The sequence below is a fragment of the Allobosea sp. RCC_152_1 genome (genome assembly GCF_041360765.1).
Classification (GTDB): domain Bacteria; phylum Pseudomonadota; class Alphaproteobacteria; order Rhizobiales; family Beijerinckiaceae; genus Allobosea; species Allobosea spartocytisi.
The window spans coordinates 288,417-302,027 of sequence record NZ_JBFUPU010000006.1 but is presented as its reverse complement, the minus strand read 5'-3'; the positions used below and the strand labels follow the sequence as shown (position 1 = coordinate 302,027).

Genomic DNA, 13,611 nt, shown 5'->3' with positions numbered 1-13,611 from the left:
GCGTGATCCAAAGGTGACGCTGCTCACGGATGTCCGCGTACGCCTTCCGACGCCATCAGCACTTTTTTATATGTGAAGCCCAGCCGGCACAGAATGCGCGACAGAACCGCCCCGCTTGCGCTCTCCAGGCGGGCGGCGAGCTCCGGCATCGTGATGATGTCCGGCGCGGCCTCGACCTGCGCCACCAGGAAGGCCTTGTGCCCGTCGAGCCGGTTGCCGGGCGGATACCCCTGACGCGCGGGTGCGCCGTCTTCAGACGCGACACACGCCGAAGCAGCTTCACCGCGAAGCTTTCACTCACCCCGAAATGCAGCGCGGCCGCCCGGCGCGAATGCCCCGCGACGAAGCGGACAACCCGCGACCTGAGATGCGAATAACTGCGACCCATGATCCACCTCCAAAAAACGGTGGATCACAAAGGCCCGCTCAAGGGAATCCCGCGATCCCCAATTTTCAATCCGATGCTCTAGCAGCTTTGAAGCGAGATGCCGGCTCTCGGCCCATAGCGACGTCATTCGGCTCTTGGCTCATCATTCGAGGAACGAGCCATCCGGCTGGGAGTATCGAATTCACGCTCAGCGAGGAGGCGGTAGTGTGCCATCTGGCCTGCCGCCCAGGTCTCGAATTCCGACAAAAAGCCTGCTGAAACGGCAACGCTGCGCCCCCCGCGGTCGACGCTGAAACAGCCGCGTCGTTCTGCATTGGCAAAGATATTGCCGACGTGCTGCCTTGAGACGCGAAATCGCTCGGCCAGCCCGCCATAGGAGAGAGGCGCCGGCGCAGCGGCGCCCGCCAACGCGGCATAGTGTGCGGCAAGAACGGCAGACAGAACCGGATAACCGCAGTCCTGCCCGGTGAACTCGACCACATTGCAAAAGGGCGCGAAGTAGAGATCCTCCTGCAGAAACATCTCGTAGGAGGCTCCAAGCCAATCCGCCAGCCCCGCAGAATCCAATCGAAGCCTCGCAGCTATCGGCGACGCAGCCGGATCGAGGTGCTCGGAGGCGCCGAGAAAGGCCAGGGGTGATCGGCCGATTTCCTGAAGCAGCGTCATCGAGGGGCTCAACCGCAAAGCTCGACGGTCAGTCGGGAGCCGGCTCGCGACGAGGTAACCGCCCAGCTTGAGCGTGCCGACCAGCTCCGCGATCTGCCGGGCACTGGCTGGCGCGATACGCTGGAGTGCGGCCAGCGTCGGCGCCTCGCCGTCTCCCCGGCGCCAGCGCGCATCGAGACCGATCAGAACAAAGGAGACGAGATAGCGCAGCTTTTGGCCGAAGAATTTGTCCGCCGGCCAGGACGTTGCCAGCGGCTGGCTCATTGCGGCGCAGTACAAGCGCAAAGCATCGCGAAACCCGCCGCGGCCGATTAGACTGGCGGCATAAGGCCACGGACCTCTGTCGATATGGAGCGCGATTGAGCGGTGGAGCATGCCGGCACGGGTGGCCGGTTCCGGAACATCATGCATGGCCGGATGCTTGCAGATTTTGGACTTTGCGACGTGAGGTCGGCATGGCCTTGATGCGTTTGCCCGACGACAGTTGATTGAGCCAATTGATATCCCGCCATGCGAAAGATCGCTACCCGCTCAAAGGATTTAGGAGGAAGCCGGCGAGATAGCGGCGGTAGCACCGTTTTGATTAAATCGGATCGCTCGGTTTTCTATGCGGCATTGATTTTGACGACGCTGCTTATACATTTGAAGGATTTCGTATGCGAAACTGCGCTTTCCCAGACTACTGGCAACATCGGCGGACTCGCTAACGTTTCGACTGACAATCCATTCCCTTACGACAGAGTAATGTTCATCGGGACGGACGGTCATATCCGCGCCCTAGACAATCTCAGTCTTGGTAGCCTTGTTATCACGGATACAGGTTCCATCGGTCGTCTGTCTGCCGTCTCTGGACGCTCAATGAATGTCTATTTTCACAGTTTCCTGACCGGATCGACCGTGTATTTCGGATCGGCCTCGGATACTGGCAATATCAACTTCAATGGTTGGTACGGGACAGGTGGAATCAATCTCAATCTTGTCCTGGATGGCGGGACATTGACGGCTCTGACCGTTAAGCCTGGAAGTGCGAGCGTTCTGTCGCTCAATGCGGCGCTGAGCTTGGCCAAATCCCTTACGATCAACAATGACGCGACGCTTTATCTATCGGACGAGGCCGCCAGGATTTCCCGTCTTGAGGGCAACGGCCAGATCGGCATTGCCGGACAATCACTTACGATCGGCGGAGGAACATTTTCAACCAGCATAACGGGAGCGTCGCGTCTCATTTTCACTGGCGACAGCACCTGGACCGGCACCGGCGCCAGCATCGGTACTCTCGAGGTTCGCCCCGGTGCAACGTTGGCGACCAGCAACCCCGCGGCAGTGGAAAGCTCCACCAATCTCCAGATCGACGGGACGCACCAACTGAACTCTTCGCTGGCAGTGAACGGCCTCAGCGGCAGCGGGCTGATCGCACTCGGTACCGGCGCGGGTCTGACCGTAGGCTCGCAAAATGCGAACTCCTCCTTCAGCGGCGCGGTCTCGGGCAGCGACGGCGCGCTCACCAAGGAAGGCACGGGCAGGCAGACGCTGACGGGCACCAGCACTTATACAGGGGGCACGACGATTGCGGGCGGCACGCTCGCGCTGGACGGCGCCGGCAGCCTTGCCGCGAGCGGCAGCCTCCGCCTTGCCGCCGCAGGCGCCGGGTTCGACATCAGCGGGACATCCGGCAACCGGACCATCGGCGCCTTGTCGGGTGTGACCGGCACCGCCATCACGCTCGGCGCCAATACGCTGACCTTCGGCAATGCAACAGACCAGACCTTCGCCGGCGCGATCGGCGGCACCGGGGGCATCGTCAAACAGGGCTCCGGCAGGCAGACGCTGATGGACACCACCATCTATACCGGCGGGACCACGATTGCGGCTGGCACGCTGGCGTTGGCCGGCTCGGGCAGCCTTGCCACGAGCGGCAGCCTCCGCCTTGCCGCCGCGGGCGCCGAGTTCGACATCAATGGAGCATTCGGCAACCGAACTATCGGCGCGTTCTCCGGCGTTGGCGGCAGCACCGTTTCGCTGGGCAGCAACACGCTGACTTTCGGCAATGCGACCAACCAGGTCTTTGCCGGTTCGATTGGCGGTGCGGGAGGCATCGTCAAGGAGGGCGCGGGCCGGCAGACGCTGAGCGGAACCAACATCTATGGCGGCACCACGACGGTTTCCGCCGGCGAGCTCCGCGTCGACGGCGCCCTGACGGGGCTCGGGGCGGTGACGGTCGCAGCCGGCGCGACCTTGTCCGGGACCGGCAGCATCGCCGGGGCCGTGACGGTGGACGGCACCATGTCGGCGGACCACAGCCCCGGCACGCTGACGGTTGGATCGCTGACGCTCAACAGCGGCTCGACCTCGGTCTTCGAGCTGAACACGCCGGGAGTGGTCGGCGGCAGCGATCCCGTCACCGGCAACGACCTCGTCGAAGTTGCCGGCAACCTGACGCTCGGCGGCGCGCTCGACGCGAGCGCTGCGGCGGCCGGCTATTACCGCCTGTTCGACTATGGCGGCACGCTCACCGGCAGCTTCGACAGCCAGAGCGTGACCTCGACCCAGGACGGCTTCACCATCGCCAGCGCGCAAGTGGAGACGGCTGTGGCGGGACAAGTCAACTTCGCCGTGCTCGGAGCCGGACAGAGCATGCAGTTCTGGGACGGATCCAATACCGCCGGCAACGGCACCGTCGACGGTGGCGCCGGCACCTGGTCCGGCTTCGGCAGCAATTGGACCAGCAGCACTGGCAGCGCAAATGCTGGCTGGGGCGGCTCGGTCGGCATCTTCGCCGGCAGCGCGGGCGGGCCAGTGAGCGTTGTCGGCCCTGTGGGCTTCGACACGCTGCAATTCTCGACAGACGGCTATGCGCTGAGCGGCGGCACGCTCTCGATCGCGCCGGCGAGCGGAGGAGCCGGCACCTTCAATGTCGACAATGGGGTCGTCGCCAGCATCGGCTCGACCATCGTCGATGGCAACGGCAGGGCGATCGTCAAGGTGGGCGGTGGTAGGCTCATCCTCTCGGGTACCAACAGCTACACAGGCGGGACGACAATTGCCGGCGGCGTGCTCCAGGTTTCGGCCGATGCCAATCTTGGCGCGGCCGCCAGCGGCCTGAGCCTCGATGGCGGCACGCTGAGGACGACGGCGAGCTTCACCTCGGCCCGCAATGCCGTGCTCGATGCCGCAGGCGGCATAGTCCAGACCGATGCTGACCTGTCCTGGTCGGGTGGCATCGGCGGCAGCGGCGCCCTGACGAAGACCGGCAGCGGCACGCTGGTGCTGACCGGAACGAACAGCTATGCCGGCGGGACCATGATCGCCGACGGCGTCCTGCAGATCGGCGATGGCCGCACCTCGGGCTCGATCACCGGCCCTGTCGTCGACAATCGGACGCTCGCCTTCAATCGCTCGGACGACTTTGCCTTCGCCGGTGCGATCTCGGGCACGGGCGACGTGCAGAAGCGCGGTGCCGGCTCGCTCACCTTGACCGGCGCCAACAGCTATTCCGGCGGCACATTGATCGCGCAGGGCACGCTGATCGGCTCGGCCAGCAGCCTCGGCGTCAGCCAGATCGTGAACAATGGCGCACTCGTCATCGACCAGCCGGTGGACGCCAATTTCGCCAACGCGATCAATGGCTCCGGTTCCTTCGCCAAGCGCGGCGCGGGCAATCTCGACCTGACCGGCACGAGCGCGCTGGCCGGCGCAACCACGATCGAAGCCGGCAAGCTCTCGGTCAACGGTTCGCTCGGCTCCTCGGCGGTGACGGTGCTGAGCGGTGCGACGCTCGGTGGCTCCGGCGCGGTCGGCGGTGTCGCCGCCGATGCCGGCGGCACGGTGGCGCCGGGCAACTCGATCGGAACGTTGACCGTCTCGGGCAATGTCGCGTTCGCCTCGGGCTCGACCTATCAGGTCGAGGTCAACGCCTCCGGCAGCAGCGACAGGATCGCGGCCTCGGGCTCGGCGACGATCTCGGGCGGCACGGTGCAGGTACTGGCGCAGACCGGCAATTACGCGGCGGCGACCAACTACACCATCCTGACCGCCTCGGGCGGGGTCGGCGGTAGCTTCAGCGGCGTCAGCTCGAACCTCGCCTTCCTCACGCCGTCACTGGCCTATGACAGCCAGAACGTCACGCTGACCATGACCCGCAACGACACCGGCTTCGGCCCCGATGGCGGCGGCAGCACGGGCGGTGGGTCCGGCGGGCAGCGCCCTTACATCGCTCAGACGCGCAACCAGAGCTTCATCGCGACCGCGGCGGAGCGTCTGGGAGGCGGCAATCCGGTCTACGACACACTGATCTCGGCGACGGCGGCCGAGGCCCGCGCCGGCTTCGACCTCATTTCGGGCGAGGCACATGCTCAGGGCGTCTCGGTGATGATCGACGAGAGCCGGCTGGTGCGCGACACCATCCTTGGCCATCTGCGCAGCCCACTGCTGACGCAGGCGCCAGGCCAGGTCGCAGGCGCCTTCAGCGCCGACCTGCCGGGCAGGAAGGGTGTGATCACGATGCTGGCCCCGGTGCCGCCGCCGCGTTATGCGCTCTGGGGGACGGCCTTCGGCAGCACCGGCGACAGCGATGGCGACGGCAATGCCGCGAGCCTCAACCACCGCAGCGGCGGGGCGCTGCTCGGGGCGGATCTCATGCTTCATGACGCGCCGGGCTCTTCGCTGAAGATCGGCGTAGCCGGCGGCTACAGCCAGTCGCGCTTCGACCTCAATGCACGTCTCTCCAGCGGCAGGCTCGAGAGCGGCCATGCCGCGCTCTATGCCGGGGCCCGCTTCGGCAGCCTGCGCTTCGATGCCGGCGCGGCCTATTCGTGGAGCGAGAGCGACATCCGCCGTCAGGTCTCAATCAGCGGCTTCGGCGACCTCCTGCGCCTGCAGCGTCCGGGCCAGGTCGCGCAAGGCTTCGCCGAGCTCGGCTATGGCCTCGCCTTCAGCGGCTTCGCGCTCGAACCCTTCGCGCAGCTGGCGCTGATCCGGGTCAGCACGGATGCCGGCAGCGAGCGCGGCGGGGCAGCGGCCCTGCGCCTGCTCTCCAGCGACCAGACGCTGGGCTTCACCACGCTGGGCCTGCGCGGCGAGGCGCAGCTTGGGGCGGTGCCGCTGTTCGCCCGCGCCATGCTCGGCTGGCGCCACGGCTTTGGCGAGCTCATCCCGCAGGCACGCACCGCCTTCGTCGCCGGCACCACCCCGGCCACGGTCTTCGCCGCCAGGATCGACCGCGAGGCGCTCGTCACCGAGGCCGGGCTCGACTGGCGGATATCGCAGGCCGCCGTGCTCGGCTTGACCTACTCCGCCGCCATCGGTGAACGCTCCCGCGATCACGCCCTCAAGGGACGCGTCGAGATGCTGTTTTGAGGGCGGCCAAGCTCGACGTCCACTCTCGCTAACCTGACAGATGTCGTGCGGACCTGAGCTCACCCGCGCAAGTTGCGGATGCTGGCCCGCCGCCCGGAAGCAGCTGGGGTGGATGGCTCCCGCTCCCGGAGTTGCAGCGCCACAGTGGTGCTGTCACGCAGCACGAGCTTGGAGCGACCACGACGGAGATCACGACTGTCGGCATCGACTTGGCCAAGAATGTCTTCCAGGTGCACGCCATCAGCGGAACAGGAGAGGTTCTCGCCCGACGAGCGCTGAGGCGAGCTCAGGTCATGCCCTTCTTCCGCAAGCTTGCGCCCTGCCTGGTCGGGATGGAGGCCTGCGGCACAAGCCATCACTGGGCGCGCGAGCTGGCCGCTCTGGGTCATACTGTGCGGCTGATGCCGCCGGCCTACGTCAAGCCATATGTGAAGCGGGGCAAGACCGACGCCGCTGATGCGGAGGCGATCTGCGAGGCGGTCACGCGCCCGACCATGCGCTTCGTCCCGATCAAGTCGGTCGAGCAGCAGGCCGCGCTGGCGCTTCATCGGACCCGCGACCTCCTCGTTCGTCAGCGTACGCAGCTCATCAACATGATCCGCGGGCTCCTGGCCGAGTTCGGCATCGATATCCCGAAGGGCATCACCCACGCCCTGGCCTTCGTGCGACGCGCTGTGACCGGCAGCGCGCTTGAGGTTCCCGATCTCGCCGCCAACTTGAGGTTCCCGATCTCGCCGCCAAGGTGACCGGCGCCCTGGCCGAGCAAGCGATCGAGGCCCAGGACCGCATCCGCCAACTCGAACGAGACTTGCTGGCCTGGTTCCGATCGAACGATCTCGCGCGGCGCATCGCCACCGTGCCGGGCGTGGGCGTGCTCGGAGCGAGCGCGTTGGCGGCCACCGTCACCGATCCAACCCAGTTCCGCTCCGGGCGCTAGTTCGCGGCTTGGCTGGGACTGACGCCGCTCAACAACTCCAGCGGCGGCAAGGAGCGCCTCGGTCGCATCTCCAAAATGGGCGATCAATATCTGCGGCGGCTTCTGGTCACCGGCATGACGTCGCTCGTCAGACGCAACAAGCATCACCCCGATGCTGCGGATCCTCGCGTGAACGCGCTACTCGGTCGCAAGCCGATCCGGCTCGTCACCGTCGCCCTGGCGAACTGGGCAGCACGGGCGATCTGGGCCATCATGGTTCGAGGCGAGATTTACCGCATGCCGGTGCTCGGCTCGACCGCAGCCTGACAATTAGCCGTCCAATCAGCGCGCTACCCGCGCGAAGGAGGTTGCGAGGACCCTGCGAGATGATGGCGCACCGGTCAGACCGGGATGAGGACAACCCGCCAAAGGTCGAGGGCGTAAAAGCCCGCAAAGCAGAATGGGACCTCGTCCGCGGAAACCATCAGGGCCAGCGGTCGATGACCGCGCTAACAGGCCGGACACAAGACTGTACCCGACCAGCACGCCAGACCGTCACAGACCCCCTTGCAACGCGGGAGCCATCCACACAGGACGTTCGGATTGGCCGGCAACCTACCGCTCAATTCCGGTGTAGTCGATCATGGAAAGTCGATGATCTCGACCGGTTTTCGTCTTGCCGAGCACGATTCTCTAAAGCTCCTTTATCGCATCGGATTACGGGTCGATGGCGTATAGCGTCGCAGAATTCGACTTCTGGCCCGCCGCGACTAGAGAGCGCCCCCGCAGGCCGATATTTAAGCCTCGCGGCTGCGTTTCGGTGGTGAAATTGTCGGCTGGCGTCAGAGGTCGGTCCGCGCACCCGACCGGAGTACCGGCGTGCCTGCACGTAGGGGTAGACAGGCCGGAACGGCAGTTGAGGACGGCGCGGCCTCGCCCGACCCGGCAGGACCGCCGTCCGGGGCGGGCCGCGCCAGCGCGCCATTCCCGGCCGCGCTCCCATCGCCGCGGTCTGGAAATTCGCAGAGCCGCGTGCTATTTATCTGACTAGCTGACTAGGCATGAATCGATGGGCAAACAGGCAGAGCGTGCGAGGACAGGCAAAGCATCCGGCGGCCGAGCGGCGGCCGGACGCTGGAAGCTCGAGGATGCGAAGGCCCGCTTCAGCGAGGTGGTGCGCCATGCCCGGGAGGACGGCCCGCAGCACGTGACGGTGCGGGGCCAGGACGCCGTCGTCGTCATGAGCGTCGAGGAGTTCGAGCGTCTCGCGCCAGCGAAACCTCGCCCGCCTTTCGTCGCGTTCATGGAAAGCCTGCATCTCGGCGGCCTCGACCTGGAACGCGAGGCGGATCGCGGGCGGGATGTCGAGCTTTGAAGGGCTGGCTGCTCGATACCAATGTCGTCGCCGCTCTGATCAATCCGAAAGGCGCGCCATCGGTGAAGTCTTGGGCCGCCCGGCAGGACGAGGACACTTTCCATATTAGTGTGCTGACCCTGGCCGAGTACGATAAGGGCATCCACGACTTACCCGCGGACTACACCGAGCGGCCGCGTTACATCGCGGCGCGCGATGCGCTCGCCGAACGGTTCGGGCCGCGTGTGCTTGCGCTTGGTGACGACGTTGTGCGGCGCTGGGGGCGAATCTCCGGTGAGGTGAAACGGGCCAGCGGACATGCGCCGCCGGTGATCGACACGCTGCTCGCCGCATGCGCCATCGACCATGATCTCTATCTGGTCACGCGTAATGTGAGGGACGCGAAGCCCTCCGGAGCAAGCGTGTTCGACCCGTGGAATGACGACGCAATGCATTTCCCATTGAGCCCGCGCACCAGCAAGACGCGAAGGCTCTCGGGATCCTTCAAGCGCTTCACCTGATCGCTCTTCAGGCCGCTGAACCCCTTGCGCCAACCATAACAGATGAAGGCCATCACTCCGATCGTGCGGATCGCCTCGGCAACCGGCCGACCTTGCGACGACAACACGTCCACCTTCGCAGCTTCGCGACGATCTCTTCAGGCTTATGCTTCTTGCGCGCTATAGCGACATCCCCCAAGGCTTCAGCGGGCGGGCCAATCAGCTTAGAAGCAATATAAACTATTGTTATTGCACGATAATTTGATTCATCGTACTGGCGTAGCGGAAACGGGCGGCCAACCGAGCCAGTCGAAGTTCTAGGACCTTCTCCCTGGATGCAAACCCAAGCGCTCGATATCTCTGCTCTCTATCTCTCCCAGAGATTGCGGCTGCAGCGCATCATCAGACGGCTCGTCGGAAATGGCGAGGCGGCGGAAGACCTCGTGCATCAGTCGTTCGAGAAGCTGCTGGCCGCGCTCGACGCGAAGGATATCGAGAACCGTCCTGCCTATCTCACCAGCACCGCACGAAATCTAGCGCTCAATCACCTTAGGGATATCGGCCGACGCGGTGAGGTCGAGCTGGGGGACGAGCAGTTCCACGCCGTTCCCGACAGCCGGCCCTCGCCCGAACTCGTCGTGCTGCATCGTTCGGAGTTGCGGCGCGTCATGGAGGCTATCGCGGCTCTGCCGCCACGCCGGCGCGAGGTTTTCGTTCTCCATAAGTTCGAGGGCCTGAACTACGACGAGATCGCGGACCGGAAGGGCATTTCGCGCAATACGGTGATTTCCCACATCGTCCTCGCCTTGGCGGACCTCGACCGGCATTTCGTACGGTAGAGCGGAGCATCGTTCGTTCTTTCGAGCCCTCGGGTATTATAGACGTATGGGCTCCGGCTTTCTGAATCGCCAGGGCTCGCGAGGCAATCTTGGAAGGCGCATGAAGGGAGAGGCGACAGACCCGATCTTGATGGAAGCGCTCGAATGGTTCGTGCGCCTGCGCGACGAGAAGTCGACGACTGGCGATCGGCGGGCATTCGAAATCTGGCACGCCCAGAGCGCCGACCATGCTGAGGCCTGGACGCGGGCGGCCGAGATCTGGAGGCGGCTGGACGTGGTGCAGCCCGAATTCGATCGTGTGCGGCAGTCGCCCACGCGCCTCTCTCGCCGGAATATCGTCGCTGGCTCGCTCGTCCTGGCAAGCGGCCTCGCTGCCGTTTATATCGCCCAGAAATCTGGGCTATTGGCCGAGTTCAAGACGGGAGCAGGCGAACGCAAGAGCCTCAGGCTGTCGGATGGAAGTACGGTCGAGCTCGGCACCTATTCCGCCCTGTCGACACGCTTCACCGGCAGCGAACGCCGGGTTGGCCTCCACCAGGGCGAGGCCTTCTTCGACGTCGCAACCGACGGCGGTAGGCCCTTCGTGGTCGACGCCGGGCCCGGCTCGGCAAGAGCACTCGGCACGGCCTTCGACGTGAAGTTCGTGGAGGGCCAGGCCACCGTGACAGTGGCCCGGAACGCGGTCGCAGTCCGCAGCGGCGCGCCCGATGCGTTGCGCATAGAGGAGGGCTGGCAGGTCAGCTACGATCGGGCGGGACTGCAGCAGCCGCGCAAGGCGGACCTCGCGTCGGTGGCGGCGTGGCGCCGTGACCGCATCGTCTTCGAGGACACGCCGCTGCGCCGCGTGCTCGCCGAGCTGGAGCGCTACCGGCGCGGGCGCATCATCCTGACCAGCGACAGGATTGGTTCGATCCCCGTCACCGCGGTTTTCGATACACGCCAGACCGAGGCCGCCCTCCAGACCATCGCGGAGACGCTGCCGATCCGGATCTTCCATGCCACCGGCTACGTCGCCTTCGTATATCCGGCTTCCTAAAATCGAATTTTTTCGGGCCGAGGTTCATTGATTCGCTCCGGCCGGGTGTCTCCATCATCGGGGGCGCGTCCAGGCGCGCCTTATGAAACCGTCCCGGCAGGGGCGGCCAAGAGGCAGCCAGTTCATGCGTCGCGATTACTCCATCGATCCTTCCCGCTCCGGCAATTCGCGGTCGCTCGCCTTCGCGCTCGCCTTCGGCGCTTCGCTTGCAACGCTGTCCGTGATGACGGCATCGGCACAGCAGTCCGCTTCGGCGCGGGCGAGCTTCAACATCCGCCCGCAGCCGCTTGCACAGGCGCTGATCTCGTTCTCGAGCACGACCGGTGTGCAGCTCTTCTTCGACGCCAATCTGGTCCGCGGCAAGCAATCGCCCGGTGCCGAGGGCGCGATGAGCAGCGGCCAGGCGCTGGCGCGCATCCTTAGCGGGTCGGGCCTCAACTACCGCTTCACCAACGCCAGCACCGTCACGATCACGGGCCCCGTGGCCGGCGGGGCGGCCGATGTCGGCGGCGCGATCGCGCTCGACACCATTGACGTCCAGGGCGAGGTCGCCGGCGGCCCCGTCAATGGCTATGTCGCTCAGCAGAGCGCCACCGCGACTAAGACCGGCACGCCGCTCCTCGAGACGCCGCAGACCATCTCGGTTATCACGCGCGAGCAGATGACCGCACAGCAGGCGCAGAGCGTCCGCGACACCGTCCGCTACGCGCCGGGCGTCTATTTCAGCGACGATGCCGACTTTCGGTTCGAGCCGGTGAATGCCCGCGGATTTGCGCTCGATCCCTATGTCGACGGCCTGCGCCTCATGCCCGGTACCTGGTCGACGCCACGCGTCGACCCGTATTTTCTGGAGCGGGCCGAGGTTCTGGAAGGCCCATCCTCGACACTGTACGGCCAGGCATCGCCCGGCGGCCTCCTCAACATGATCAGCAAGCGGCCGACCGCGACTCCACTTCACGAGGTCCAGATCCAGACCGGCAGCTTTAACCGCATCCAGGGGGCCTTCGACTTCAGCGGGCCGATCGACCCGGAAGGCAAGCTGCTCTACCGCCTCACCGGCATCGCCCGCGACACAGGCACGCAGGTGGACCATCTCGACCAGCAGCGTGTCGCCATTGCGCCGGCGCTGACCTGGAGGCCGACGGCGGACACGTCCTTCACGCTTCTCGCCAGCTATCTCCATGATCCCAAGGCAGGCTTCTGGAACATCCTGCCGCTGCGCGGCACGCTCTATCCCAATCGATATGGCTCGATCCCGCGCTCGTTCTTCGCTGGCGAGCCCAATTTCGAGAGTTTCGACTTTAACCAGGCGGCCGTCGGCTACGAACTCGAGCATCGGTTCAACGACACTCTCAAGTTCCGCCAGAACCTGCGCTTCAGCCATATCGACCTAAACTATCGGGAGGCTCAGGTTATCGGCGTAGCCGCCGACGACCGCACACTCCAGCGCCAAGCTTACATGGCCAAGGAAAACCTCAACACGGTCACGCTCGACAACCAACTGCAGGCCGATTTCGTGACCGGCCCGCTGCAGCACACGGCCATTCTCGGCCTCGATTATCAGTACAAGAAATGGGACAACTTCACCCGCTTTGGTGCGGCACCGGCGCTCGATCTGCTGAACCCTGTCTATGGCCAGCTGATCCCGCTTCCGGGCGTCTTCCAGAATGCCGACCAAGTCCAGCGCCAGCTCGGCGTCTACGTACAGGATCAGATCAAATTCGGCGGCTTCGTCCTCTCGCTCGGCGGGCGGCAGGACTGGGTCAGCAGCAGTAACAGCAATCATGTCAACGGCGTCACGACGCAGCAGGCCAGCCACGCCTTCACTTGGCATACCGGGCTGCTCTACAAGTTCGACAACGGCCTGGCGCCCTATGTCAGCTATGCCACCTCGTTCCAGCCGACGGCGGGCACGGCTGCAACCGGCACCGCCTTCGATCCGACGAAGGGAGAGCAGTACGAGGCGGGCATCAAGTACCAGCCGGTCGGGTGGAATGCCCTACTAACGGCATCGGTGTTCAATCTTCGCCAGAAGAATGTCCTGACTGCGGATCTCGATCCGACACACCCTATCGGCAGCCAAGTGCAGACGGGCGAGGTCCGCTCGCGCGGCATCGAGTTCTCGGCTGTGGCCACCGTCGCCGAAAATTTGAGCGTCCGCGCTTCCTATACCTATCTCGACGCCGAGGTGGAGAAAGCCAATGACGGCACCGTCGGTAAGAGGCTGGCCGGCGCCCCACGCAATTTCGCCAGCCTGTGGGGCGACTACACCTTCCGCAGCGGGCCGCTCAACGGCTTCGGCTTGACGGCGGGCGCTCGCTATGTCGACTCGTTCTTCGCCACCAATGCCAACACGATCAAGATCCCGAACGTGACCTTGTTCGATGCCGGCGTGCACTACGATCTCGGCGCCGCGAGCCCGATACTCAAGGGGACTAAGCTCTCGGTCAGCGCGACCAATCTGTTCGACCGGAAATATGTCTCCACTTGCGCCGCTGTCGGCTGCCGCTGGGGCGTCGGGCGCACCGTTTACGCGACCCTGTCCTACCGGTGGTGA

The 13,611-nt window shown here is 65.1% G+C and carries 9 protein-coding genes and 2 pseudogenes; 7 read left to right on the top strand and 4 right to left on the bottom strand.

Features of this window, described 5'->3' with window-relative positions; translation table 11 throughout:
• Positions 1-23: 23 nt before the first annotated feature.
• Complete coding sequence (locus AB6806_RS20860) at positions 24-185, bottom strand: hypothetical protein (RefSeq protein ID WP_370955454.1); 162 nt, start codon at positions 183-185, stop codon at positions 24-26.
• A 326-nt stretch (positions 186-511) separates the two neighbouring features.
• A complete protein-coding gene (locus AB6806_RS20855; RefSeq protein ID WP_370955453.1) occupies positions 512-1,465 on the bottom strand; it encodes a MarR family transcriptional regulator in 954 nt (317 codons plus the stop codon).
• Between the two features lie 888 nt (positions 1,466-2,353).
• Here AB6806_RS20855 and AB6806_RS20850 point away from each other — a divergent pair.
• Both AB6806_RS20850 and AB6806_RS20845 read left to right on the top strand, forming a co-directional pair.
• Entirely contained in the window at positions 2,354-6,409 is a 4,056-nt protein-coding gene (locus AB6806_RS20850) for an autotransporter domain-containing protein (RefSeq protein WP_370955452.1), read from the top strand.
• A 188-nt stretch (positions 6,410-6,597) separates the two neighbouring features.
• Positions 6,598-7,652 (top strand): annotated as a pseudogene (locus AB6806_RS20845) (IS110 family RNA-guided transposase).
• A 390-nt stretch (positions 7,653-8,042) separates the two neighbouring features.
• Here AB6806_RS20845 and AB6806_RS20840 read toward each other — a convergent pair.
• Positions 8,043-8,171: a beta-propeller fold lactonase family protein gene (locus AB6806_RS20840; RefSeq protein WP_370955528.1), complete on the bottom strand. Its 129-nt coding sequence runs from the start codon at positions 8,169-8,171 to the stop codon at positions 8,043-8,045.
• Positions 8,172-8,394: 223 nt separating this feature from the next.
• Here AB6806_RS20840 and AB6806_RS20835 point away from each other — a divergent pair, with 223 nt between their 5' ends.
• Both AB6806_RS20835 and AB6806_RS20830 read left to right on the top strand, forming a co-directional pair.
• Positions 8,395-8,700, top strand: coding sequence for a type II toxin-antitoxin system Phd/YefM family antitoxin (locus AB6806_RS20835; protein WP_112764270.1), 306 nt, complete (start codon positions 8,395-8,397; stop codon positions 8,698-8,700).
• Positions 8,697-9,200, top strand: coding sequence for a type II toxin-antitoxin system VapC family toxin (locus AB6806_RS20830; protein ID WP_370955451.1), 504 nt, complete (start codon positions 8,697-8,699; stop codon positions 9,198-9,200). Before AB6806_RS20835 ends, AB6806_RS20830 begins: the two co-directional genes overlap by 4 nt.
• Here the strand turns inward: AB6806_RS20830 and AB6806_RS20825 are convergent.
• Positions 9,173-9,363, bottom strand: a pseudogene (locus AB6806_RS20825) (IS3 family transposase); the annotation flags it as partial. The gene AB6806_RS20830 and the pseudogene AB6806_RS20825 sit on opposite strands and share 28 nt — an antisense overlap.
• 151 nt (positions 9,364-9,514) lie before the next feature.
• On the opposite strand from AB6806_RS20825, the gene AB6806_RS20820 reads away from it, so the two are divergent.
• The 3 genes from AB6806_RS20820 to AB6806_RS20810 all read left to right on the top strand — a co-directional run bounded on the left by AB6806_RS20820 (position 9,515) and on the right by AB6806_RS20810 (position 13,611).
• Positions 9,515-10,018: an RNA polymerase sigma factor gene (locus tag AB6806_RS20820; RefSeq protein ID WP_370955450.1), complete on the top strand. Its 504-nt coding sequence runs from the start codon at positions 9,515-9,517 to the stop codon at positions 10,016-10,018.
• 46 nt (positions 10,019-10,064) lie between these two features.
• Entirely contained in the window at positions 10,065-11,054 is a 990-nt protein-coding gene (locus AB6806_RS20815; RefSeq protein ID WP_370955449.1) for a FecR family protein, read from the top strand.
• A 124-nt stretch (positions 11,055-11,178) separates the two neighbouring features.
• The gene (locus tag AB6806_RS20810; RefSeq protein WP_370955448.1) at positions 11,179-13,611 is read left to right on the top strand and encodes a TonB-dependent siderophore receptor; all 2,433 of its coding nucleotides are present in this window, start codon (positions 11,179-11,181) and stop codon (positions 13,609-13,611) included.

Coding starts and splice junctions, on each gene's coding strand:
- AB6806_RS20855 (WP_370955453.1), bottom strand. CDS start 1,465: ATGCATGATGTTCCGGAACCGGCCACCCGTGCCGGCATGCTCCACCGC.
- AB6806_RS20835 (WP_112764270.1), top strand. CDS start 8,395: ATGGGCAAACAGGCAGAGCGTGCGAGGACAGGCAAAGCATCCGGCGGC.
- AB6806_RS20820 (WP_370955450.1), top strand. CDS start 9,515: ATGCAAACCCAAGCGCTCGATATCTCTGCTCTCTATCTCTCCCAGAGA.
- AB6806_RS20815 (WP_370955449.1), top strand. CDS start 10,065: ATGGGCTCCGGCTTTCTGAATCGCCAGGGCTCGCGAGGCAATCTTGGA.
- AB6806_RS20810 (WP_370955448.1), top strand. CDS start 11,179: ATGCGTCGCGATTACTCCATCGATCCTTCCCGCTCCGGCAATTCGCGG.